The 23,194-nt window shown below is 62.6% G+C and carries 25 protein-coding genes, 1 tRNA gene and 1 pseudogene; 17 read left to right on the top strand and 10 right to left on the bottom strand.

Annotation, left to right across the window (positions count from 1 at the left end; translation table 11 throughout):
* The first annotated feature begins 118 nt into the window (after nt 1–118).
* Nucleotides 119–787 (top strand): transglycosylase domain-containing protein, encoded by a 669-nt coding sequence (locus ACP15P_RS05415; RefSeq protein ID WP_424927487.1) that lies wholly within the window; start codon nt 119–121, stop codon nt 785–787.
* A 10-nt stretch (nt 788–797) separates the two neighbouring features.
* On the opposite strand, the gene ACP15P_RS05410 is transcribed toward ACP15P_RS05415, so the two are convergent.
* Nucleotides 798–1,520, bottom strand: coding sequence for a GNAT family N-acetyltransferase (locus ACP15P_RS05410; protein WP_424927486.1), 723 nt, complete (start codon nt 1,518–1,520; stop codon nt 798–800).
* 196 nt (nt 1,521–1,716) lie between these two features.
* On the opposite strand from ACP15P_RS05410, the gene ACP15P_RS05405 reads away from it, so the two are divergent.
* Nucleotides 1,717–3,303, top strand: a complete 1,587-nt coding sequence (locus tag ACP15P_RS05405) for a putative bifunctional diguanylate cyclase/phosphodiesterase (RefSeq protein ID WP_424927485.1) — start codon at nt 1,717–1,719, stop codon at nt 3,301–3,303.
* Between the two features lie 127 nt (nt 3,304–3,430).
* Nucleotides 3,431–3,784, top strand: a complete 354-nt coding sequence (locus tag ACP15P_RS05400) for an ArsC/Spx/MgsR family protein (protein WP_424927484.1) — start codon at nt 3,431–3,433, stop codon at nt 3,782–3,784.
* Between the two features lie 53 nt (nt 3,785–3,837).
* Here the strand turns inward: ACP15P_RS05400 and ACP15P_RS05395 are convergent, their stop codons facing one another.
* Complete coding sequence (locus tag ACP15P_RS05395; RefSeq protein WP_424927483.1) at nt 3,838–4,293, bottom strand: outer membrane protein assembly factor BamE; 456 nt, start codon at nt 4,291–4,293, stop codon at nt 3,838–3,840.
* Nucleotides 4,294–4,401: 108 nt separating this feature from the next.
* Here ACP15P_RS05395 and ACP15P_RS05390 point away from each other — a divergent pair, with 108 nt between their 5' ends.
* The 9 genes and pseudogenes from ACP15P_RS05390 to ACP15P_RS05350 all read left to right on the top strand — a co-directional run bounded on the left by ACP15P_RS05390 (nt 4,402) and on the right by ACP15P_RS05350 (nt 10,305).
* Nucleotides 4,402–4,974 (top strand): YceD family protein, encoded by a 573-nt coding sequence (locus ACP15P_RS05390; protein WP_424927482.1) that lies wholly within the window; start codon nt 4,402–4,404, stop codon nt 4,972–4,974.
* 188 nt (nt 4,975–5,162) lie between these two features.
* A complete protein-coding gene (gene rpmF / locus ACP15P_RS05385) occupies nt 5,163–5,369 on the top strand; it encodes a 50S ribosomal protein L32 (protein ID WP_424927481.1) in 207 nt (68 codons plus the stop codon).
* Between the two features lie 27 nt (nt 5,370–5,396).
* Nucleotides 5,397–6,515 carry a phosphate acyltransferase PlsX gene (gene plsX, locus ACP15P_RS05380; protein WP_424927480.1) on the top strand — a complete coding sequence of 373 codons (1,119 nt, stop codon included), beginning with the start codon at nt 5,397–5,399 and terminating at the stop codon, nt 6,513–6,515.
* A gap of 2 nt (nt 6,516–6,517) precedes the next feature.
* The gene (locus ACP15P_RS05375) at nt 6,518–7,489 is read left to right on the top strand and encodes a beta-ketoacyl-ACP synthase III (protein WP_424927829.1); all 972 of its coding nucleotides are present in this window, start codon (nt 6,518–6,520) and stop codon (nt 7,487–7,489) included.
* A 93-nt stretch (nt 7,490–7,582) separates the two neighbouring features.
* A complete protein-coding gene (gene ihfA / locus ACP15P_RS05370) occupies nt 7,583–7,885 on the top strand; it encodes an integration host factor subunit alpha (protein ID WP_424927479.1) in 303 nt (100 codons plus the stop codon).
* A 15-nt stretch (nt 7,886–7,900) separates the two neighbouring features.
* Nucleotides 7,901–8,168, top strand: a pseudogene (locus tag ACP15P_RS05365) (MerR family transcriptional regulator); the annotation flags it as partial.
* 386 nt (nt 8,169–8,554) lie between these two features.
* Nucleotides 8,555–8,631: transfer RNA gene (locus ACP15P_RS05360), tRNA-Pro, on the top strand.
* The gene (locus tag ACP15P_RS05355; RefSeq protein WP_424927478.1) at nt 8,604–9,734 is read left to right on the top strand and encodes a 2'-deoxycytidine 5'-triphosphate deaminase; all 1,131 of its coding nucleotides are present in this window, start codon (nt 8,604–8,606) and stop codon (nt 9,732–9,734) included. The genes ACP15P_RS05360 and ACP15P_RS05355 overlap by 28 nt, the downstream gene beginning before the upstream one ends.
* Before the next feature lie 52 nt (nt 9,735–9,786).
* Entirely contained in the window at nt 9,787–10,305 is a 519-nt protein-coding gene (locus ACP15P_RS05350) for a redoxin domain-containing protein (RefSeq protein WP_424927477.1), read from the top strand.
* Between the two features lie 36 nt (nt 10,306–10,341).
* Here ACP15P_RS05350 and ACP15P_RS05345 read toward each other — a convergent pair whose 3' ends face one another.
* Nucleotides 10,342–10,851, bottom strand: a complete 510-nt coding sequence (locus ACP15P_RS05345; RefSeq protein ID WP_424927476.1) for an anthrone oxygenase family protein — start codon at nt 10,849–10,851, stop codon at nt 10,342–10,344.
* Nucleotides 10,852–10,961: 110 nt separating this feature from the next.
* Here ACP15P_RS05345 and ACP15P_RS05340 point away from each other — a divergent pair, with 110 nt between their 5' ends.
* On the top strand, nt 10,962–11,546 hold the full coding sequence (locus ACP15P_RS05340) for a TetR/AcrR family transcriptional regulator (protein WP_424927475.1): 585 nt from the start codon (nt 10,962–10,964) through the stop codon (nt 11,544–11,546).
* Nucleotides 11,547–11,556: 10 nt separating this feature from the next.
* Here the strand turns inward: ACP15P_RS05340 and scpB are convergent, their stop codons facing one another.
* The 5 genes from scpB to argS form a co-directional block, all read right to left on the bottom strand.
* Nucleotides 11,557–12,228, bottom strand: a complete 672-nt coding sequence (scpB, locus tag ACP15P_RS05335; protein ID WP_424927474.1) for an SMC-Scp complex subunit ScpB — start codon at nt 12,226–12,228, stop codon at nt 11,557–11,559.
* Entirely contained in the window at nt 12,225–13,016 is a 792-nt protein-coding gene (locus ACP15P_RS05330; protein ID WP_424927473.1) for a segregation and condensation protein A, read from the bottom strand. The genes scpB and ACP15P_RS05330 overlap by 4 nt, the downstream gene beginning before the upstream one ends.
* Nucleotides 13,009–14,022 carry a beta-N-acetylhexosaminidase gene (nagZ, locus tag ACP15P_RS05325; protein WP_424927472.1) on the bottom strand — a complete coding sequence of 338 codons (1,014 nt, stop codon included), beginning with the start codon at nt 14,020–14,022 and terminating at the stop codon, nt 13,009–13,011. The genes ACP15P_RS05330 and nagZ overlap by 8 nt, the downstream gene beginning before the upstream one ends.
* Nucleotides 14,023–14,958 carry an SPOR domain-containing protein gene (locus tag ACP15P_RS05320; RefSeq protein ID WP_424927471.1) on the bottom strand — a complete coding sequence of 312 codons (936 nt, stop codon included), beginning with the start codon at nt 14,956–14,958 and terminating at the stop codon, nt 14,023–14,025.
* 74 nt (nt 14,959–15,032) lie between these two features.
* Entirely contained in the window at nt 15,033–16,781 is a 1,749-nt protein-coding gene (gene argS, locus ACP15P_RS05315) for an arginine--tRNA ligase (protein ID WP_424927470.1), read from the bottom strand.
* Nucleotides 16,782–16,930: 149 nt separating this feature from the next.
* On the opposite strand from argS, the gene ACP15P_RS05310 reads away from it, so the two are divergent.
* Nucleotides 16,931–17,344 carry a hypothetical protein gene (locus ACP15P_RS05310; RefSeq protein ID WP_424927469.1) on the top strand — a complete coding sequence of 138 codons (414 nt, stop codon included), beginning with the start codon at nt 16,931–16,933 and terminating at the stop codon, nt 17,342–17,344.
* A gap of 12 nt (nt 17,345–17,356) precedes the next feature.
* Here the strand turns inward: ACP15P_RS05310 and ACP15P_RS05305 are convergent, their stop codons facing one another.
* Nucleotides 17,357–18,136, bottom strand: coding sequence for a 3'(2'),5'-bisphosphate nucleotidase CysQ (locus ACP15P_RS05305; RefSeq protein ID WP_424927468.1), 780 nt, complete (start codon nt 18,134–18,136; stop codon nt 17,357–17,359).
* Nucleotides 18,123–19,466: a TldD/PmbA family protein gene (locus tag ACP15P_RS05300; protein ID WP_424927467.1), complete on the bottom strand. Its 1,344-nt coding sequence runs from the start codon at nt 19,464–19,466 to the stop codon at nt 18,123–18,125. Before ACP15P_RS05300 ends, ACP15P_RS05305 begins: the two co-directional genes overlap by 14 nt.
* Nucleotides 19,467–19,681: 215 nt before the next feature.
* Between ACP15P_RS05300 and ACP15P_RS05295 the strand changes: the two genes are divergently transcribed.
* Genes ACP15P_RS05295 through ACP15P_RS05285 form a run of 3 tightly spaced genes read left to right on the top strand, consistent with a single transcriptional unit; the run spans nt 19,682 to nt 23,192 of the window.
* The gene (locus tag ACP15P_RS05295; protein WP_424927466.1) at nt 19,682–20,452 is read left to right on the top strand and encodes an SDR family oxidoreductase; all 771 of its coding nucleotides are present in this window, start codon (nt 19,682–19,684) and stop codon (nt 20,450–20,452) included.
* A complete protein-coding gene (locus tag ACP15P_RS05290) occupies nt 20,409–21,665 on the top strand; it encodes a TIGR03862 family flavoprotein (protein ID WP_424927828.1) in 1,257 nt (418 codons plus the stop codon). Before ACP15P_RS05295 ends, ACP15P_RS05290 begins: the two co-directional genes overlap by 44 nt.
* 33 nt (nt 21,666–21,698) lie before the next feature.
* Entirely contained in the window at nt 21,699–23,192 is a 1,494-nt protein-coding gene (locus ACP15P_RS05285; RefSeq protein WP_424927465.1) for a mechanosensitive ion channel family protein, read from the top strand.
* Nucleotides 23,193–23,194 lie beyond the last annotated feature (2 nt).

The following is a 23,194-nucleotide window of genomic DNA, read 5'->3' as shown; positions in this document are numbered from 1 at the left end:
TTTGCTCCGTGCCTGTGGGCGGCCGGTGAAGGCGACCGTGCAACAGTTCCTTCGGCGGGGCGGGTGGATCTGCGTTTGAGCTTTCATGTCGGCCGGTGACGGAGGTAAAGCCCTGGGCATGGTACGAGTTTTGAAATGGGTGGGGCTGGTCTTCGCCGTGATGATCACCGGCCTCACGGGGTATGGGGCCAAAGGATATTTTGATGCCGTGCGGGACGTGGACGGGCTGAGGGATCGTGCGGAGCGGTTGCTGGCAGCCGGTCGGGGCGGTGAGGGTCTTGGGGATGAACGCCTAGAGGACCTGTTGCGGGTTCAGGATCCGGCCTATTTTGAGCATGGTGGGGTGGATTTCACCACGGCGGGTGCGGGCGCCACGACGGTTTCGCAGTCCGTGTCAAAGCGGCTCGCTTTCGAGCGGTTCCGGCCTGGCATCGGCAAAATCCGACAGACGGGGTACGCGCTCGGGCTGGAGAGCCGTCTGGACAAGGATCAGATCCTCGCGCTTTGGCTCGATACGCTGGAGATGGGGCGTGGCCCGGATGGCTGGATGACGGGGTTTCATCATGCCAGCGAACAGGTTTTCTGGGCGTCACCGGCGGAGATTGAGAGGGGAGATTTTCTACGGCTGGCGGCGGTTTTGATTGCGCCGGGTCAGTATGATTTGCGCGCGGACGATCCCGCGCTTGCGGAACGGGTGGGACGGATAGAGCGGTTGCTGACGGGTGAATGCGTGCCGCTGGATCACGGGGATGTCTGGCTCGAAGGATGCGGACCTACTGCGCAATAGATCGCCTGGATCAGCCTGCCGGTCCGAAGAGAAGCCTTGCGCGGTTGGGCGGGATGCGGCCGACCTCGACGCCGGTGAAGACGTGGAGGGTGTTCAGGTCGCGGTCGAGGACGGCATGGTCGGAGACCCAGCCGCCCATGGCGAGGTAGGATTTCAGGAGCGGCGGCATGGTGCGGGCGGCTTTTTTGAGGTCGGGCTTGCGCAGACGGAAGCGGCGGGCGAAGCGCAAGACGGCGGGGGCCTTGACGCGGGGCAGCCAGCGTTTGGGGGCCAGATGCTGCTGCGCGAGGAGCGCGAAAGCGTCCTCGTAGGGGTCGGCGGAGGTGCCGGAGAAGCTGCTGCAGCCTATGAGGAGGCCGATATTGCCTGCGCGAACCTCCGTTGCCACATGGGCCCAGGCGGTGCGCAGGATGGACGGGTCGCGGGCGTTTTCCGCGACGCAGAAGCGGCCGATTTCGAGGATGGCCTCGGGGTATTCGGCGAGGGCGCCGAGGTCGTAATAGCGGGCGGAATAGGACCGGGCGAGCTCCGCACCGGAGGCAAATCGCATCAGACGAAAGGTGCAGACGGGCTCGCCGGTGGTGGTGTCCCTGACCAGAATGCACTCGAAACCGCTGTCTTCCGGTTCGGCCCGGTCGTTGAACCGCGCGTGGCGCAGGGCCAGCACGTCGCGCATGTCCCGGGCGGATGTGGCGGGGGTAGCCATGAAGGCGCGTGCGGGTCTGCGTAACATGGTGGACCTCCGTAAGTTCCGGAGACGGAGATTATGCGAGGAATGTGACTTCCGTTTGACGGCCGGCGGCCGGGCCAGCGGGGTCCTTCAAATTAGTCAAGTCAATTTACCAATTCATCTCACAACCGTAGTTTTTTTAGCCTGGTTTTAATAAGAATCGTGGAGGAAGAGGGTCACGGTATTTGGAGACGCGTTGTTGAGACGGATTGGCGGCACACGTACGAAATTCGCCTGTTTTGGCGTGTTGTTCGGACTGATGTTTCCGCTGTGCGGCTTTGCGTTTGAACGGTACTGGATCGGCACGGAATTTGACACGCCGCTCTATCTCATCCGTCAGAACCCCATTCACGGCATAGTTGCGATCGCCCCGCTGGTTCTGGGCGGGGTTTTTCTGTTTCTGGGCCATATGCAGGCAAATCTGCGCTCGGAGATGAGGAAATCCCGCACCATGCAGCGGGAACTGTGGGGGGTTCTTTACCAGGACGAACTTACCGGGATCGGCAACCGCAACAGCCTGAAACGTGATATTGAGGCGCTGATCGACAAGCGCGCGCCGGCGGTGTTGCTGGTTATCGACCTGGACCGGTTCAAGCCCATCAACGACACCCTGGGCCACCAGGTTGGGGACGAGCTGCTTAAGGCGGCTGTGCGCCGGATCAGCCGGGAACTCGACAAGGGTTCCAAAATCTACCGCGTGGGCGGCGACGAGTTTGCGGTTCTGACGCCTGGTCAGGGCAGCTGGTTCATCAATGATCTGGCCAAGCGTATTTCATCCAGCATGGACAGGCCTCTGGAGGCCTGTGGCGCGCAGGTGGTCAGCGGGTGTTCGATCGGGATCACGTCGCTCGTGGAGGGTGACACGGAAAGAAGCGATCTGCTGGCGCGGGCGAGTTTCGCGCTTCAGCAGGCCCGGGCGCCGGGCGGCGGAGGCATATGCTATTTCTCGCAGACCATGTCGGAGGATGCGAATTCCAAACTGCGGATGGAATCGGAAATCCGTCGGGGCCTCGCGGAGAACGAGTTTTTCCTGGAATTTCAGCCCATCGTGAACATGCAGTCCAACATGGTGCGCGGCTTTGAGGCGCTGGTCCGCTGGCAGCATCCGGAGCTGGGCCGCATTCCCCCCAATGAGTTCATTCCTCTGGCGGAGCTGTCCGGTCTGATCGGGGCGCTGGGGGAACATGTGCTGGAGATGGCCTGTCGAGCGGCGGCGCAATGGCCCTCTCCGGCAAGCGTGTCGGTCAATGTCTCGATGGAGCAGTTCAAGAACCCACAGTTTGTGGAGAAGGTCGAGGATGCGCTCGACCGGAACGGCCTGCCCCCTGGACGGCTGGTGCTTGAGATTACCGAGACGGTGTTTTCGCTTGAGACGGAAATGCTTCAGACCGTGTTGCGGCGGCTGAAGATGATGGGCGTGCGGTTTGCGCTGGATGATTTTGGCACGGGCTATTCCTCGATCAACCATCTGCGGCAGTTTGATCTGGACTACCTCAAGCTCGACAAATCCTTTGCGGACTCGCTTGCCGACCAGAGGGAACGGGACCTCGTGCGCACGATCGTCAACCTGGGCCAGCGGTTCTCCCTGACCACGACGATCGAGGGCGTGGAATCCTCGCGGCAGCTGGCGTTCATGCGCGAAAACGGCGTCGATGAGGTTCAGGGCTTCCTGGTGTCAAAGCCCCTGCCCTCAGAGGACGTGATGAATTTCCTCAGCCATTCCAGCCACGGCGTTGCCGGAATGCTGACACCCGACCGCACGGCGTCGGGGCAGACCGGCGGCTGAGACCACCGCTCACGGGTTGTTTGACCGCCAGGCGTTGACACGCCATCGCAAAATCCCTGTATCCATATGCGGCGGAGGGTGCCTTCCGCTGAACCACATGTGACACGAGCGCGGGGAGCCTGATCGGATGGCTATCAGAATGTACGGAATGTCGGGATGCACCACGGTCAAGCGGGGTGCGGACTGGCTTGAGGAACAGGGTGTTGAGTTTGAGAGGATCAACTTCAACAAGGCCGAAAACCTGGCCAGTGACCTCGATGCGTGGATCGATGCCGCAGGGCTGACCACGGTGATGAACCTGAAGGCGGCGAATTTCAAAAAGCTCGATGAGGCGACGCAGGAGCGTCTGAAATCGGACCGGGCAGCGGCGATTGAGGCGATGGTGGAGAACCCGCGCATCATCAAACGGCCGCTGCTGGATGCGAACGGGACGGTGATACCGGGGTTCGACAGAGACGCCTGGGCGAAGGCCATCGGCTGACGGCCCCCTGACGGGGTGGCGCGGGCGGCGGCGCCTTTACCGGGCCGTCCGCGTCAGTTCTGGAACTGCTCCGCGTCGAGAGTCAGCAGGTTGCCGAAGATCTGCTCAAGCGCGCTGAGCTTGCGGCCGCCGGTTTCGGTGGTGCGGGTGGTCAGGTTGATGATCCGGCCATCCTCGATGCCATAGCGCACCATGCCGGTCACGGTGCCGGCGGAGTTGAACTCGATGGCCAGAACCGTGCGGTCGATCACCTCGGGCGCGTTGTAGGTGTAGTTGCGGACGACGCTTTCGACATAGTACCAGGTGCTGTCCTCCAGCAGGCCACTGGCGGTGGGGTTGCCCAGGGCCTCGGCTACGGTCTGCTGGGTGTCGACGCCGGGGCGGATCGGTTCGATCTCGGCATCGGACGGAACATAGCCATGAACCCGTATCGTGGGTGCGCATCCGGCGGCGATCAATCCCGTGAGGCTCGCGCCGACGATGAGACGCAACAGGGTTCGAGATTTCATCGGGTCCTCACGACACGGGTAAAACACCTTGCTCCCCTACCCTGCACATGGTCTAAATTCAAGCACCCTGGGACGCGGGCCGGTTGCCCGCCGCACGATAGGATACTCATGCCGGATCTCCTTAAAACCTCACCGGACAACCCGGATTTCGCACGTGTGCTCGTTCTGGCCCGAATGGCGAAGAGTCAGGAGCTGGATTTTGACGTGAGCCCCACGGAAGACGAGTACCGGGCGATTGCGAAACTTTTCGATGCCAACTCGGTCCGCAAGATGCGGATGACGGGGACGGTCGCGCCGCTGAGCGGCCAGGGGTGGCGCCTGACCGGAAAACTCGGCGCCACTGTCATCCAGCCCTGCGTGGTGTCGCTGGAACCGGTGACGACGCGGGTCGATGTGCCGGTGGAGCGGAAATTCGTGCCGATGGAGGCCCCGGTCGATCTGGATTACATGATTCCCCACGACCTTGACGACAGTGAGGAGCCGCTGACTGATCGTATTGATATTGGGCTGGTTGCGCTTGAGGCCCTGTCGCTGGCTTTGCCGACCTATCCAAAAAAAGAGGGAATTTCCCTTGAAAAACAGAATTTTGCGGAGGAAGGTGTAGTTCCGATCCGGGATGAGGATCTGAAGCCTTTTGCCGGTCTCGCCAAATTAAGGAACAAACTGGGTGATGGCACCTGAAAAAGTCTGGAAATGGGCTTGCGCGTCTGGCGGTTTTCGCTATGTTCCGCGCTTCGTTTCCCCGCTGATTCCGGGGGTCGGCATCATGCGTGCATGGGGTTGGCCAACCGGTTGCAAGACCACCCGGTCTTCGGTATGGGAAGCTCCGGAATTTCGGGCTGAGACCCGCGCGAGACTGAGGTTGAGAAATGGCTGTTCCAAAAAGCAAGATTACGCGTTCCAAACGCGGAATGCGACGCTCTCATGATTCGCTTGTTGGCGGCAATCCCAACGAGTGTTCGAACTGCGGTGAGCTGCGCCGTCCGCATCACGTCTGTGGTGCCTGCGGTCACTATGACGACCGCGAAGTGGTTGTGCTTGCCGAAGAAGTCGACTTCGACGACGAGGCTGCCTGATTTTTTCCCGACTGAGGTGGGCCAGGCATGAGTACGGGTACCGAAAAAACCGGACCTGACCGTACGTCCACCGGAGCCGGGAAAGATGTTGTGATCACGATCGACGCCATGGGCGGTGATCGTGACGTGTCCCATGTCGTGCGCGGCATGGGCAAATCGCTCAGGAAAAATCCGCAGATCCGCTATATCGTTCATGGCGATGCCGATCTGCTGAATTCCGCCATCCGAGCAAACTCCCCCCTTTCCCAACGCTGTGAGATCCGTCATGCGGACAGCGTGATTGCGATGGATGAGAAGCCGTCGCGGGCATTGCGCGCCGCACGGGGGTCGAGCATGTGGAACGCGCTGGAGAGCGTGAAGAACGGCGAGAGCAGCGCCGTTATCTCCTGTGGCAATACCGGCGCGCTGATGGCGATGTCGATGCTGGCCCTGCGCAAGGCGCCGGGGGTCAACCGCCCCGCGATTGCGATCCTGTGGCCCTCCACCAATCCCAACGGGTACAATGTGGTTCTGGATGCCGGTGCGGATATCCGCGCCGATCCCGATGATCTTCTGACCTTTGCGCTGATGGGGGCGTCCTATGCCCGCAATGCGCTTGGAATTGAGCGGCCGCGTATCGGGCTGCTGAATGTCGGGACGGAAGAGCACAAGGGGCGTTCGGAACTGCATGCCGCCGCGCAGCTTATCGAGGCGGCCGGGCCGGCCGGTGAGTTTGAGTATATCGGCTACGTGGAGGGCGGCGACATGCCGTCGGACCGGGTGGATGTGATCGTCACGGACGGGTTTACGGGCAATGTGGCGCTGAAATCGGCGGAAGGCACGGCCAAGCTGATCGGGTCGCTGCTGCGCGAGGCGTTCACCCATACCATTCTGTCGCGCATTGGCGGCATGTTTGCGGTCACGTCCCTGCGCCGTTTTCAGAAACGCATCGACCCGCGTCGCGTGAATGGCGGCGTGTTCCTGGGTCTGAACGGGACGGTGATCAAGTCGCATGGCAGTTCGGACGCCACCGGTATTTCGGCGGCGATCAAGCTGGCCTGCACGCTGAGCGAAATTGAGTTTACCCGCAAGCTGGCCGCGCGTGTGGCCTGCGGCGGGCAGTCGGGTACCGGCAGAAATGCCGAAGTTGAGGGGAGTGGAACTTGAGCATCATCAGATCGGTTCCAGTGGCCTGCGGTCACTACCTGCCAGAACGGGTCGTTGAAAACGCCGAGTTTGCCAAGACGCTCGACACGTCTGACGAGTGGATCACCTCCCGGTCAGGCATCAAACGCAGACATTTCGCCGCCGAGGGGCAGAAGACCTCGGACCTGGCCATTGCGGCCGCAAAACAGGCTCTGGAGAACGCAGGCCTGGACGGCAGTGATATTGGCGCGATCGTGCTGGCGACGGCCACACCTGACCAGACCTTCCCCTCCACCGCCGTGCGGGTTCAGGAAGCGATCGGCATGACGGGCGGGTTCGCCTTTGACGTGCAGGCGGTCTGTGCGGGGTTTGTCTTTGCGCTGTCCCAGGCGGATGCGATCATCCGCTCGGGCCAGGCGGAACGGGTCATGGTAATCGGTGCGGAGACGTTCTCGCGCATCCTGGATTTCACCGACCGGTCGACCTGCGTTCTGTTTGGCGATGGTGCGGGCGCGCTGATCCTGGAGGCGAAGGAAGGCACGGGGGAGAGCACGGACCGGGGCATCCTGTCGACGGATCTGCATTCCGATGGGCGATATACCGATATTCTCTATGTGGATGGCGGGCCGTCCTCCACCGGCACCGCAGGTGTGGTTCACATGTCCGGCCGGGAGGTTTTCCGGCATGCGGTTGTAAAACTTGCGGAAACCGGTCAGGCGGCACTGGACCGGGCGGGGCTCGACAAGAGTGACGTGACCTGGCTGGTGCCCCATCAGGCGAATTTGCGAATCATGACACAGACGGCGACCAAACTGGGGATTCCGCTGGAAAATGTTGTCGTAACGGTCCACGATCACGGCAACACGTCAGCCGCCTCGATCCCGCTTGCCATGTCGGTAGCGGCCCAGGAGGGACGTTTTAAGGAAGGCGACCTGCTCCTGATGGAGGCAATCGGCGGCGGACTGGCCTGGGGCGCGGCAACACTGCGCTGGTAGTCCGCATTTGCACCTCTCCACAAGCCGTTGTTATTGACTCGCTTTCCCATATCCACCTAGGTTAGCAAAACCGCATATAACAGGGGGAAGCCCATGAGTGAAAAGACCCTTACAAGAATGGAACTCAGTGAGGCGGTATTCGGCGCGGTGGGGCTTTCGCGAAACGAGTCCGCTGAACTCGTGGAATCGGTACTGAACCACATGTCCGACGCTCTCGTTAAAGGCGAGTCGGTCAAGATTTCATCTTTTGGAACCTTCAGTGTCCGGTCAAAATCGGCACGGGTGGGACGCAACCCGAAAACCGGCGAGGAGGTTCCCATTGAACCGCGCCGCGTTCTGACGTTTCGGCCGTCCCACATCATGAAGGAACGCGTTGACGCCGGGAACAAACGCTAACTACGGAGACAGACGTTGGTCAGGAAGTCGGCGGAAGCATTCAGAACAATCAGTGAGGTGGCGGACGTACTTGAGGTGCCTCCGCACGTCCTGCGGTTCTGGGAGACCCGTTTTTCACAGGTAAAGCCCGTTAAGCGTGGCGGTGGCCGGAGATACTACCGCCCGGAGGATATTTGTCTTCTGCGCGGCATTCGCGGGCTGCTGTATGATGACGGCATGACCATCAAGGGCGCGCAGAAGATCCTGCGCGAAAAAGGCGTCCGTCACGTGATTACGCTCGGCACCGTTGAGGCGGAGGCGGAAGAGGCACCGGCTGAGAAGGCGCCGGTGGAGGCCAAAACCAGGGAAGCCGCCAAGCCGAAGAAGGCTGAGGAGCCGACAGTTGTCACGCCGGTCGTCGTCGCCAGCAACGGTGTGACACCGTCCCAGGCTACGATACCGCAAGGCGATCTGTTTGGGGAATCGGAACCCGAGGAAGACCTTCTGCTGGAGGAGCGTCCGGAGGTGGAGGATACCGTGGCAGCCGACAAAAAAGCCGCAATTCGCGACCTTCTGGTCAAACTCGAAGCCCTGCGCGCCACCATGGTGGAAGACGCGCCGCGCTGATTTCAAGTGACGTTGTTTTCCTGCTTGCCCTTCCCCAACCGGTACCTGTATAGGGCTGCCTGTCGGGCTATAGCGCAGTCTGGTAGCGCGTTCGTCTGGGGGACGAAAGGTCGTGAGTTCGAATCTCGCTAGCCCGACCATTTCCTTAAATTCGCTTCTGGCGGCAACGGGTGTGGTCCCGTCGCAGGGCATCGCGGCAATGATCGCCGATGGCCTGATCCGCATGGACCAGCCAGCCGTTACGGGCCAGATCCAGCCGGCCAGTCTCGACCTGAGACTCGGGGTTGAGGCGTTCCGGCTGCGGGCGTCTTTCCTGCCGGGGCGGAATGCCACGATTTCCGAGCGGCTTGAGGATTTTTCCATGCACCGCATTGATCTGGAGCCCGGCGCGGTTCTGGAGAAGGGCTGTGTGTACCTGGTGCCTCTGATGGAGGAGTTGTCCCTGCCCCCGCATCTGGCGGCGGTGGCGAATGCCAAAAGCTCCACGGGGCGGCTCGATGTTTTCACGCGGCTGATCACGGACCGGGGCACGGAATTTGACCGGATCGAGGCCGGGTATGACGGGCCGCTCTATGCCGAGATTTCGCCGCGGTCCTTTTCGGTGCTGGTGCGGCCGGGGATGCGGCTCAACCAGATCCGGTTTTCGACCGTGGGCACGCGGGAGCTGGATGACGCGGCGCTGAAGGCGCTGGATGCGGACCAGGGCCTGGTGGATGGTGAGGCGCATATCGACAAGGGTCTGGCCTTCTCCGTCGATCTCAGGCCGCGGGAGGGCGGTGTCGTCGGGTATCGCGCCAAGCCGCATACGGGGCTGATCGATCTGGACCGGATCGGGTATTACGACCCCGCGGAGTTTTGGGAGCCGGTGACGTCCCATGACGGTCGCATGATTCTCGACCCTGGCGCGTTTTATATTCTTGTGAGCCGCGAGGCGGTGCATGTGCCGCCGGATCATGCGGCGGAGATGGCGCCCTATCTTGCGATGGTGGGTGAGTTCCGGGTGCATTACGCGGGGTTCTTCGATCCGGGATTCGGCAACAGCGATGCGGGCGGTCACGGATCGCGCGGGGTGCTGGAGGTGCGGTGTCATGAGGCGCCGTTTGCGCTGGATCATGGACAGGTTGTGGGACGGCTGGTTTATGAGCCGATGATGGAACGGCCGGATATCCTTTATGGTCGCGACCTGGGGTCGAACTATCAGGGTCAGGGTCTAAAACTGTCGAAGCATTTCCGGACGCCGTGACGGTGGGCGGCCGTACGGGACCAGTGATTTCATCAAATTGGCGGGACACCAGATGACAAACAACAGGCCCAATGTCGGCGTTAAGGTCGAGGAAATGAGTTTTCCCAGAGCCGATGGCGATGGCGCGGTAACGATTGGCCAGCCGAAGGAGCGCTGGACGATGCTGTTCGTGTATCGCGGGGCGCACTGCCCGCGCTGCAAGCGGTTTCTTGCCAAGCTGGATGCGGCCCTGCCCTCCTGGACCGAGGTGATGGATGTGGTGGTTGTCTCTGCGGACACGCGCGAGAAGGCGCTGGCGGACCGGGAGGAGTTTGGCTGGAGTTTCGACCTCTGCTATGGTCTGACCGTGCCGCAGATGCGGTCACTGGGGCTGTATGTTTCCGAGCCTTTGTCGGAGGCGGAAACGACCGGTGCGTTTGCGGAGCCTGGCGCGTTTGGCATTCAGCCGGACGGGACGCTGATGCTCGTTGACATTTCCAACGGTCCCGCCGCGCGTCCCGACCTGGTTGAACTGCTCGACGGGATGAAGTTCAACATTAAGAACAATCGGCCTGTGCGGGGAACGGCCTGACCGGTTCGGTCAGGCACAACATGTTTCGCAAACATTTCAGGACATTGTGACGGGGCGGTAGAGTACCGCCCCCCATGCCGCCAGCAGGAATGAGAGACCGGATGCGACCGTGCGGGTCTGGTTCCAAAACTGCCAGGGGCCGGAATAGTCGTTCCAGATTTGGGCGGCGGCGTTTGCGTCGTCCGGGATGGTGACCAAGGCCAGAGCCTCATTCATGGGGACGTTGACGGCCATGGTCAGAACCAGACCTCCGAAGAGATAGACGAGGCCCGCCAGCCCGAAGAACGTGGCGGAGGAACGGCGTTTCCGTGTCCACAGACACGCGCCTGCAAGGATCAGCAGGAAGGGCGTGGCGAAGAAGGCCGGGGCAAATACCGCGTTGCGCACGGAGGCGTTCATGGCCTGCATGGCAGCGATGGCGGTTGCGGGCTCCGCCGCATCGAGGCCCCACATGGTTGAGCAGACCCAGGCGTAGAAAAACCCGAAAATCGCTGCGGAATGCAGGAGTGCGGTGAGCATCAGGATCAGGGTGATGGCGCGTGTCACTGGGGCTTCCTTTCCGTACACATCTATACGCTTTGCAATTTACGTACACATGTGTACGGTATTTGTCCAGTACCGTTTGAAGGCGGTGCGGTGGAGATTTGGGAGAGATCATGCGGGATGAAGCGAGGCGAAAGCGGCATGAGGCGATTACGGCGGCGGCCTATGCCCTGCTTGAGGAGCGGGGATATGCGGGCACGTCGATGCTGACCATTGCCAGAGCGGCGAAGGCGTCGAACGAGACGCTTTACCGCTGGTACGGGGACAAGCAGGGGCTGTTTGCGGAGATGGTGCGGGATAATGCGGAAGCGTCCCGTGCGCTGCTGGACGAGGCCATTGCGGACGAGGGTGATCCGCTGGAGGCGCTGGCGCGGCTGGGTCCGGTTTTGTTCGGGATGGTTCTGGGGGACCGGGCGGTGCTGCTGAACCGCGCGGCGGCGGCGGATGCCTCGGGGGAGTTGGGCGCGGCAATCTCAGCGGGCGGTCGCGAGGCGGTGAGACCTCTGCTGGTGGATTTGATGCGACGGGTGGCGGGCGATGATGCGGCTGAAGGGTTGGTGGAGGTGTATCTGAGCCTGCTGATTGGGGATTTGCAGATCAGGCGGGCGATCGGGGCGATGCCGGCGCCGGATCAGGCCACCATCGACGCCCGCGCGGAGCGGGCGATGACGGCGTTTTTGAAGCTGCTGAACGACTGAGAGGGCTGTCTCAGGTAAAGAGGTCGGCGGGTTCGCCCTCGGCATCCTCGCCCGTAAGGTCGGCATCCCCTTCCCCGGCGGCGTTCTCCGGTGTGGGCACAAAGCCTGGGCGATTGTCGAGCAGACCGGCGGCGCGGAGTTCGGCGACACCGGGCAGGTCCTTTTCGGAGCCGAGACCGAAATGGTCGAGGAAGGCCGGGGTGACGATGAGGGTCATGGGTCGGCCCGGGCTTTCGCGGCGGCGGCCGAGTTTGACCCAGCCCTGATCCATCAGCAGGTCAATGGTGCCACTGGAGACGGAAACGCCACGGATTTCCTCGATTTCGGCACGGGTGACCGGCTGGTGATAGGCAATGATGGCGAGGGTTTCGACGGCGGCGCGGCTGAGCTTGCGGGTCTCGACAACCTCGCGGCTCATCAGGAAGGCCAGATCGCCCGCGGTGCGGAAGGCCCAGCCCTCGCCCACGCGCACCAGTTGCACACCGCGGCCGCGATAGTGTTCGCGCAGGGCCACGACGGCCTCGCCAATGTCGCATCCCTCGGGCAGGCGTTCCTTTAACTGTGCGGTGCTGAGCGGTGTTTTGCTGGCGAAGAGGACCGCCTCGACCATGCGCTGCTGTTCCTCCGGTGAAGGGAGCGTCCAGGCTTCGGCATCGTCGAAATCGTGGGTGGTCTCGTTCATGTTCGGTCCTCCTCGTCGCAGCGACGCAGAAAAATCGGCTGGAAGGTTCCGTCCTGACGGATGCGGAGCCTGCCCTCCTTCACCAGTTCAAGGGAGGCGGCAAAATTGGCGGCGGTGGCGTTGCGGCGTTTCTTGCCGTCGGTGCACCATTCGGGCGGGAGCCATTCGGAGAGCTGCACCCAGTCCATGGCGTCCCCCACAAGGCCGCGCATCCGCTCGAGCGCCTGCTCCATGGTGTAGACCGGTTTGCGGGTCAGGTGGAGCGGCTGAAAATCCTCACGGGTTTTGATGCGCGAATAGGCGCGCAGCAGATCCATGAGGGTGGCCGAATGGCGGATCTCGGTGGTTTTGCTGACATTTTGCGGCTCGCCACGGGCGAAAACGTCACGGCCAAGCTGGTCGCGGGCCATAAGCTGGGCGGCGACGGAGCGCATGGCCTCAAGACGCTGAAGCTGGAAGGCCAGGTGCGCGGCCATGTCCTCACCGGAGGGGCCCTCCTCCTCCGGATCGGGGGGGAGCAAAAGGCGCGATTTGAGGAAGGCGAGCCAGGCCGCCATCACGAGGTAGTCGGCGGCCAGTTCGATGCGGAGTTTTTTCGCCTCCTCAACAAAGCCCAGATACTGCTCGGCGAGTTTGAGGATTGAGATCTTCAGAAGGTCGACTTTTTGACTGCGGGCGAGTGTGAGAAGCAGGTCGAGCGGGCCCTCAAACCCGTCCACGTCCACGCGGAGCGCCTCGGATGCAATGCGGGCCTCGGTGCCGGCGGCGTCGAAACTCTCATCAAGCATGGACGGTCCTCTCCCTCAGTTCGGCGTATTCGGCCTCAAGAGCCTCGAAATCCGCCGGTTGCGGGTCCTGGCGCAGGGCGAGCGCCGCATCGGCGCGCTCCAGGGACCGGCCCTCCAGCATGGGAACGGCATCCGCGACCGGCACCATTTCGTTGGGATCGCCGTTGCAGTGCAGGACCACGTCACATCCGGCGGCCAGGGCATTCTCCGCCCGCTTGCCGAACGGTCCGGTCAGGGCGTGCATGGAGAGGTCGTCGGTCATCAGCAGACCATCAAAGCCGATTTCCTGGCGCATGATGGTGTTCATGCGCGGCGACAGGGTTGCCGGAGCGGTGGGGTCGATGTCGCTGTAGATCACGTGGGCGGACATCGCCATGGGCAGGTCCGCGAGCGCCCGGAACGGGGCGAAATCGGTGTTGGTCAGTTCCGTGTGGGTGGTGCTGACGACCGGCAGGTCCTTGTGGCTGTCGAGATCGGCGCGGCCCTGGCCTGGCATGTGTTTGATCACGGGCAGGACACCGCCCTCCATCAGACCCTCGGCCACGGCGCGACCGGTGGTGGCAACGCCCTGCATGTCCGGGCCGTAGCAGCGGTTTTTCAGGACGGCGTGGGAGTATTCCTGCACGAGGTCGAGGACCGGGGCGCAGTTCACGTCGATGCCAACGCTGCGCAACTCGGCCGCCATCAGCCGGTAGCGCAGGCGCATGGCCTGGGCGCGGGCGTCGATGTCAGTGAAGTGCTGGCATTCATCGAGGGCCGGTTCCCATTCGCGCCAGTGCGGGCCGCGCAGACGGGCGACGCGGCCGCCCTCCTGGTCGATCAGGACCGGCGCGTCACGGCCCACGGCCTGGCGCAGGCTGTCGGTGAGGGCGCGCAACTGTTCAGGGTTTTCCACGTTGCGGGCAAAGAGGATGTACCCCCAGGGGTCGCGGCTGGTGAAAAACCGCAGTTCCTCCGGTGTGAGCGTGGTGCCACCACAGCCAAAGATGACGGCGCGCGCGGCCATCTACTGCACGGTTACCGGGATGCAGTCGACGCCCCGTGCGCGCAGAGCCTCACACATGTCCCGGGTCTGGGTCGTGTTGGAGAAACCGGCAACGCGAAGGCGGTAGAACACCCGCGAATTGTTGGTGGTACGCTGCACGTAGAGGCTCTTGGAGCCCAACAGATCGCCGTGTTTTGCCACAAGGTTGGCCCAGGCGCTGCGCGTGATCTGCTCGCTGTCGAAAGCGCCGAGCTGGATCAGGCGGCTGCCGGTCGGGACGGAGGCGACCTCCTTCGGGACGACCGGGGCGGCCGCAGCCGGAGTGGTGCTGGCCGCCGTGGTTGCGGCGGGTGCGGCGCGAAGGTGACGCGGACGGCTCAGCGGACGCGGGCCGGTGGAGAACGGGGCTGCCTCCTCGGCTTCCTCCGGTTCGGGCGACTGAAGGCTTTCCACAAGGGCGCTGAGTTCGCCGGGCTGGACCGTGGGCGCGTCGTCCCCGGCGATGGCGTCCTCGGGGAGGGCCTCGACCGGTTCACCGCCGAGGGTAATCTCAGCGTCGGGATCCTCGACCGGCTCCGGAGCGGTCGCGGTGATTTCCAGGGTTCCCTGGGGGCCGTCCTCCTCGGTCAGCACTTCGGGCTGGGCCAGGGCGGTTGCCGTCTCACGGGGCACCGGGGCGGGGTTGCCCTCAAGGACCGAATTGATTTCGAGGTCGGTATTGGGTGCCACAAATCCGCCCTGGTCCTCCGGCGTGATGCGGGCGGGACCTTCCATGGCGCGGATGATGGGAACCTCGCGGGCGTCGCGGGTGCCGAGACGCCAGGCCCAGACACCCATCCCCGCTATCAGCCCGAGAAACACAAGCGCGCTGACCGCGCGCCTGACCGAGCCGGGGATCAGTGAGTTTCCGTTGCCATCCATAAGGGATACATAATCGTCGCGATAAGCTTCGTGCATTGGGTTCTAGCCTGTATTTTAAACACCATATCGTGTAGGTGCCCTTGCTCCAACCCCAAAATACTTTGGATTTCTTAACGCATCTCTTCCATTGGGGTTACTCCGAGAATACCAAGTCCTGTCGAAATCACAACCATTGAGGCCCGCACCAGAGCCAGTCTTGCGCGGGTCAGATCGGGCGCGTCGGGGCGCACGAAACGGTGCTCCTCCTCCAGTTTTCCCTGATGCTGCAATGCATGAAATTCCGACGCCAGGTCGTAGAGATAGAACGAAATTCTGTGCGGCTCATGGTGGTTCGCGGCCAGCTCGACATGGCGGGGCCACTCGGAGATCTTGCGCAGAAGACGCATCTCCGCATCGCGACCCAGCAGGCTCAGATCGGCTCCGGCCAGCGCCTCATCAGAGGTTTCCATGTTTTCGTCGCGGGCCCGGGACAGAATGGAACAGGCGCGGGCATGGGCGTACTGAACGTAATAAACCGGGTTTTCCTTCGATTTTTCCATGACCTTGTCGAAATCGAAGTCGAGCGGGGCGTCGTTTTTGCGTGTGAGCATGACGAACCGAGTCTCGTCCGGCCCGACCTGATCGAGCAGATCGCGCAGGGTGACGAAATTGCCGGCGCGTTTGGACATCTTGAACGGCTCACCGCCACGGAAGAGCTTCACAAGCTGCACGAGCTTAATGTCCAAAGATACTGATTTATCACCCGAAAGTGCCGCAACCGCCGCCTTCATCCGCTTGACGTAGCCGCCATGATCCGCACCAAAAACGTCGATCAGCATATCAAAGTCGCGCTGAATTTTGTCGTAGTGGTAGGCGATATCCGGGGCGAAATAGGTCCAGGAGCCGTCCGATTTTTTCAGCGGGCGGTCGACATCATCGCCATATTCGGTGGATTTGAACAGGGTTTGCGGGCGCGGCTCCCAATCCTCGGGCTTTTTGCCCTTGGGTGGTTCGAGAACGCCGTTGTAGATGAGGCCCCGTGATTCGAGTGATTCTACCGCCTCCTCGATGCGGCCGGAGCCGTAGAGGGACTTCTCGGAGAAGAAGCTGTCCATTTTGACGCCGAGCAGAGCCAGGTCGCTGCGGATCAGGTCCATCATCATTTCGGTGGCAAACTCGCGCAGTTCGGCCAGCCATTTGTCCTCGGGCTGGTCGATCAGGCTGTCGCCGTATTTTTCCTTGAGCGCCTCACCGACGGGAATCAGGTAGTCGCCGGGATAGAGACCCTCCGCAATTTCGGGCTCAAGTCCGTTGGCTTCGCGGTAACGCTCATAGGCGGAGCGGGCGAGAACGTCGACCTGGGCACCGCCATCGTTGATGTAGTATTCGCGGGTCACGTCGTATCCCGCGAAGGCGAGCAGGTTGGAAAGCGTGTCGCCGAACACGGTGCCGCGCGTGTGACCCACATGCAGGGGGCCGGTGGGGTTGGCGGAGACGAACTCGACATTGACCCTCTGCCCCTGCCCCATGTCGGAGCGGCCAACACCGGTACCGGCGGCGATTACGGCGGGAATGATGCTGAACCACCGGGACGGATCGAGACGCAGGTTGAGAAAGCCCGGTCCCGCCACATCGGCATTCGCGATGCCGGGGTCTTTGGCGAGCACCTCAGCCAGGGCGGCGGCAATGTCGCGGGGAGATTTGCGGGCGGGTTTGGCGAGGACCATTGCGGCGTTGGTGGCCATGTCGCCGTGAGCCGGATCGCGCGGGGGTTCCACGGAAACCGCGCGGGTTTCCAGACCCTCGGGCAGCGTGCCGTCGGCAACCAGCGTGTCAATTCCCTGCAGAACCAGGGTCTTCACTTCCGCGAACAGATCCATCGCGTAACAATCTCCGTTATTACTGACTGCGGGGGTCGCAGTTCCAGCCCGCCCTTTACGCCAATTCCCGGCACCCGTCCAGGCCACAAGGGGCGTTGCGGCGCGGAATCGGGTTCATCCGCGAATTGCGTCATGCTAGGTGCGTTCAAATGGGGACCCTGCGAACATGGTTGGTCGTTTCGATGCTGGCGGCTCAGCCCGTGTGGCTGGCGGCGGAACCGATTGTCACGGCTGAGGAATTTGCCCGGCGCGTCAGTGGCCGTACCGTTCATTTCACCTGGAATGGCGAGTATTTTGGGTCGGAGCAGTACTACCGCAGCGGGCGCGCGCTGTGGCGGTTTGCCAGTGGACTCTGTCAGGAGGGGTTCTGGGAATTTGATGGCGGGCATGTCTGTTTCTCCTATGTCGGCGATCCGGAGCGCATGTGCTGGCGCACGGGTGTGGAAAACGGACGTATTTACGCCACGCAGGTCGAGGCGTCAGGGGAAGACGGCATCACGCTGACCGAGAGCCATTCGGATGACAGTGACCTGCCCTGCCCCGGACCTCTGGTGGGCAGCTGACGCTGGGTAAGGTCAGTCCCGGGCCGAGCGTTCCATCAGGTAGCGGTGCATGAACCGGCCGGCGACGAAAATGCCTGGCAGTGTTGGGGTCGGGTTGTTGTAAACGGTTGGATTGCCGTTGCGGTCGGTGACAATCGCGCCGGCCTCGCGGGCGATGATGTCTCCGGCGGCGATGTCCCATTCAAAGGAATTGCGGAAGGTCAGCATGCCGTCGAATTTGCCCTCGGCAGCCAAACACATGCGGTAGGCGATGGAGGGCCGGAAGTGGCGTTCCAGTTGGGGGATGCCGCCGGGCCAGTACTGTTCCTTCATCTGGGCGCCGTTGACGAGGAGCGTGGCCTCGCCAATCGTGCTGGTCTCGCTGGCCCAGATTGCGGCGCCGTTGCACTGCGCGCCGTAGCCCTCGATTGCCGTGTAGCTGCGGCCAAGCACGGGCATGTGGACGATGCCGGCGATGGCGCGACCGCGTTCGACCACGGCAATGGATATGGCCCAGTCCTTTTTACCCTCGATGAAGGCGCGTGTTCCGTCGATCGGGTCGACAACAAACACACGGTCGGCGTTCAGGCGCGCGGGATCGTCCTCGCTTTCCTCGGAGAGCCAGCCATAAGAGGGGCGTGCCTCCAGCAGTTGTTTGCGCAGTAGACGGTCGACCTCGATATCGGCCTGGGTGACGGGGCCGAGGCCACCGGCTTTCTCCGTAGCCGCGCGGCTGCCCGCGAAGTGACGCAGGGCAAGGTCACCAGCCGCGCGGGCGGCTCCGATCATGATGGCGAGTTCAGCTTCCGGCAATAACCATCCCCTCAACCAGCAGGCTTGGCACCACGCGGCTCATGTGGTGACGGGCGTCGTTGGCGGCGGTGATGCTCAGGAGCATTTCGCGCAGGTTGCCGGCCACGGTGCATTCGTTCACGGGGCGTTTGATTTCGCCGTTTTCCACCCAGAACCCGGCGGCACCCCGGGAATAGTCGCCGGTATTGGGATTGATGGTGGAGCCGATCATCGAGGTCACGAGCAGCCCCGTTCCCATCTGCGCGAGCAGTTCGTCGCGGGACATGGCCCCTTCGGTGAGGCCCAGATGTGTGACCGCCGGAGACGGGGTTGATCCGGTGCCGCGGGATGCGTTGGCGGTGCTCTCGAGCCCCAGCTTGCGGGCCGTTGCCAGGTCAAGCGTCCAGCCCTGGAGCACGCCGTCCCGTACCAGTGCGCGTTTCGCGCAGGGCAGTCCCTCGGCATCGAACATGCGGGAGCCGCGCACGCGGTGGCGGCTGGGGTCTTCGATGAGGTCCATTCCCTTCGGCAGGACCTGCTCGCCCAGCGCGTCCTTGAGCCACGAGGCCCCGCGGGCAATGGCCTGGCCGTTGATGGCCTGCACGAGGTGGCCGATCAGGCCCGCTGCGATGCGTTCATCAAAAATCACGGGATATGCGCCGGTGGGCGGACGCGTGGCGCCGTAGCGGGCCACGGCGCGTTCACCGGCGAGCCGGCCGGTCTCTGCCACGGGTGGCAGATCCGCGAAGTGGGTCCGGGTCTCGAAGGCGTAGTCGTTTTCCATTTCCAGTCCGTTGCCGGCGATGGCCACGGCCTGGACCGCGTGGCTTGTGCGGCGGATGCGGCCCTCGAACCCGTTGGTCATGGCGAGGTGGATGGACACGTCCTCATAGCCCGCGCCCGCGGAATCCGTACGGGTTACGCCCTCAACGGCGAGTGATGCAGCCTCGGCCTCAAGCGCGCGTTCCTTCAGAAGCTCCGGCGATGGCGGTTCGCTGTCATCCACGAGATCGAGCGCGTCGTTGTCGCGGATTTCCGCGAGCTGATCCGGGTCGGCAAGGCCGCAGGTGGGGTCCTCCGGGGCCTCTTTTGCCATCGCAACGGCACGTTCGGCCATGGCGGTGATGGTTTCCGGGCGGGTGTCGCTGGCGGAGACGCAGGCCTGGCGACGGCCGAGCAGGACACGAAGGCCGATATCGACGCCCTCGGAGCGTTCGGCCTCCTCGAGCGCTCCGTTGCGCACACCGATCTGGAGGCTGTCCCCGGATACGGCGATGGCGTCGGCATCCGCGGCTCCGGCCTCTTTGGCGGCGTGCAGGAGTTGTTTGGTAATCTCAGCCAGCGCGGTCATGTTCGTGTCACCCCGTCCGGGTCACACACGACCCGCAAATTGTCGGAAATGGTCCGCGCGTCGCGGGCCTGGGCATCAGTCATGCGATACTCCTCAACATACCCCGATGACACCTAGGCTCAATCGCTTCCGGTGACAACCTTGGCCATTGGTGGGGCTTGCCAACGCAACTGCAAAGGGATTCAATACGGGAAATAATACAAGAGGATAGTCCGATGGCCAGTATGACCGGAAAAACAGCAATAATCACCGGTGCGAGCCGCGGCATCGGGGAGGCGACCGCGCGGGCGATGGCGGCGGAGGGGGCAAATCTGCTCCTGCTGGCGCGCAATGGCGGCAGCCTGACGGATCTGGCCCAGGAACTCTCCGGCAAGGGCGGCCGGGTTGAGGCGATGACCTGCGACGTGTCGGAGTATTCACAGGTGGAAACGGCCGTTTCGCGGGCGCGCGGGCTGTTTGAAAAGGTCGACATCATGGTGAACAACGCGGCCGTGATCGATCCCATCGGGCCGCTCTCCACCTCGACGCCGAAGGAATGGCACAAGGCCATCTCGATCAATCTTGGCGGCATGTATAATGGCACGCGGGCGGTACTGCCGCAGATGCGGCGTCAGGGCGCGGGCGTGATCGTCAATATCAGCTCCGGGGCGGCGCATAACCCGATTGAGGGCTGGAGCTCGTACTGTTCGTCGAAGGCGGCCGCGTTCATGCTGACGCGCTGTACGCATCTGGAGAACCGGGGCGCGGGCGTGCGGGCCATGAGCCTGTCACCGGGAACGGTGGCCACGGACATGCAGCGCCAGATCAAGGCCAGCGGTATCAATGCGGTAAGCCGCATGGAGTTTTCCGACCACGCACCCGTCGAGATCCCGGCGCGGGCGATCATCTGGCTGACCGGCGATGACGCGAAGGACCTGGCCGGTGAGGAGGTCAGCCTGCGTGATCCGGAGATTCGCGCCCGGATCGGTCTTGACCAGCCTGCCTGAGCCGCTGACCCCGGACGCGCTGGTCATCGGGGCCGGTCCGGCAGGGCTGATGGCCGCTGACATGATCTCGGCGGCCGGTCGTCGGGTTGTGATCGCCGATGCCATGCCCTCCCCGGCGCGGAAGTTTCTGATGGCGGGCAAATCGGGGCTCAACGTGTCGCGGGATCAGCCGCTGCCGGAATTTGTCTCGAGCTATTTTGAGGGAGGCGAGTGGCTGGCGCCAATCCTCGACAATTTCGGGCCGCAGGACGTGAAGGTCTGGCTCGACAGCCATGGCATCGAGCATTTCACCGGGTCGTCGAAACGGATTTTTCCGCAGGGCATGAAGGCGTCCCCCCTGCTCCGGTCCTGGCTAGGGCTGCTGGCCGGGCGTGGGGTTGAGCTGAAAACGCGCTGGCGCTGGGATGGCTGGGATGGTGACGGCTACCGGTTTCTGACGCCTGACGGGCCGCGGCAGGTCCGTGCCAGGTGTGCGGTTCTGGCTGTGGGTGGCGCATCCTGGTCGCGGTTGGGCTCGACCGGGAGTTGGACGCGGCTGTTTGAGGACAGGGAGATTGAGCTCAACCCGTTCAAGCCGACCAACGTGGGATGCCGGGTGCCGTGGTCCGAACATATGGAGAAACATTTCGGGCAACCGGTGAAGCCCGTGCGCATGCAGGTCGGGTCAGCGGAGGTGCATGGGGAATTTGTGATTTCAAGGAAGGGTCTCGAAGGCGGCGGGATTTACCTTCTGTCGAACCGGTTGCGGGAGGGTGAGCCGCTGGTTCTCGATCTTCTGCCCCATATGGACCGGGCAACCGTGGCGGAACGGCTGACGCGGCCGAGGGGGCGCAACAGTTTTTCGAATCACATGAGGAAAGCCCTGGGGCTCACGCCTGTGAAAATCGCGCTGTTTCGGGAGTGCTTTGATGGTGATGTTTCCGATGTGGATGCGGTAGCAGGCGCGCTGAAAGCGCTGCGGCCGCAGATTGCCGGGCCTTTGGAGATTGATGAGGCGATCTCAACCGGCGGTGGTGTGCCGGAAACGGCTCTGGACGGGAACCTGATGCTGCGTGCGGCGCCGGGTGTTTTTTGTGCCGGAGAGATGCTGGACTGGGATGCGCCGACGGGAGGTTATCTTCTGACCGCCTGTCTTGCCACAGGACGCCATGCCGGGATGGCGGCGGCCGGATGGCTGGAAAGCCGGGTTGCCACACCAACGCCTGCTTGTTAGACGCCTCAAAAATTTTGGAGCGAGGTTGCAAATATGCGTTTTTTCTCAATCGGCACGCGAGGCGTGTCGCTGATTTTGGCCATGCTGGCCTGGATGATGGTGGCGATGCCACTTCATGCCCAGGACGAACCGGCAGCGGATGCAGCCCCCGCCGCGACTGAGGAAGCGGCACCGGCTGTTGAGGGCGGAGATGCCGCGGAAGCCCCGGCAGAGGAGGCTGAAGCCGAACCGACTTTCGCGGATGTCATGCTCGATCCGGAAGCGTCGAACGAGGAATTTGAGCTGCGGCTCATTCCGCTGACGGCATCGGAGCTCGAGGCGCTGGCCAATGAGTGGCTGGGCATTGTCCGCAACGACACCCAGGCCGTTGTTGAGGAACGCATCCGGTCCCGTTCAGAGGACGCCGAAGTTGCAGCCGGTGCGGCGGAACGCGTTGTTGCACAGACCGAAGCGCTGAAACTTGCCTTCGACAAGTTCAATCTGGTTCTCATCAACTGGATTAAGAAAGGTGGAGATGAGGCTGTAATCAATGAGTTTCAGTCGTATCGCAGCGCGGTATTGATTGATGAACGCCGTACGGCGGATTTCCAGGCCGTGGTGCAGGAGGTGATTAACTGGGCGATCTCACCCACAGGTGGAATTGCGCTTTTGATTGACGTCGGCATCGTTGTTGGCTCCTTCATTCTGCTCTTTATGGCAGCCGGAATTATCAGCCGGTTTGCCCGGCGGATGCTGACGCGGGTGCCAAACATTTCCACCCTGCTCAAGGACTTCCTCGGCAAGGTGTTCTTCTGGGTCACCATTGCCATCGGTCTGATGGTGGTTCTGTCGATGCTGGGCGTTGACGTGACGCCGATGCTGGCCCTGCTCGGTGGTGCCTCGTTCATCATTGCCTTCGCGATGCAGGACACGCTCAGCAACCTGGCCGCCGGTCTGATGATCATGATCAACCGTCCGTTTGACGTGGGTGACTACGTGGATATTGGTGGCGTTGGCGGTACGGTTCAGACGGTTTCGATCGTGTCCACGACCGTGACCACGCCGGACAACCAGGTGATTGTGGTGCCGAACTCCAACGTCTGGGGCAATGTCATTACCAACGTTACCTCCAGCCCGACGCGGCGCGTGGATATGACCTTCGGTATTGGCTACAGCGACTCCATTGAGAAGGCGCAGAGCGTTCTGGAGGAAATCGCGGCCGAGCATCCGCTGGTGCTGGATGATCCCGAGCCGACCATTCGCGTCAGCTCGCTGGGCGCGAGTTCGGTGGACTTCATCTTCCGTCCCTGGACGCGGGGCGAGGATTACTGGACAGTATTCTGGGACATGCAGCGCATCGTGAAGGAACGGTTTGACGCCGAGGGCATCTCCATTCCGTTCCCGCAGACCGACATGCACATCAAGATGGATGGCGTCGGAAACGGTGACGGCAAGCAGGGTCAGCTGCCTTTTGCCACGGCCTCCCAATCCTCGGGCGATTATTCGACCGGTGACGAGGGTCACGACAGGGATGACCGGGGCGAGTAAGC

The organism is Amaricoccus tamworthensis, assembly GCF_049800875.1.
Lineage (GTDB): Bacteria > Pseudomonadota > Alphaproteobacteria > Rhodobacterales > Rhodobacteraceae > Amaricoccus > Amaricoccus tamworthensis.
The sequence above is the reverse complement of the archived record's forward strand: the minus strand, read 5'-3'. Positions and strand labels throughout refer to the sequence as shown.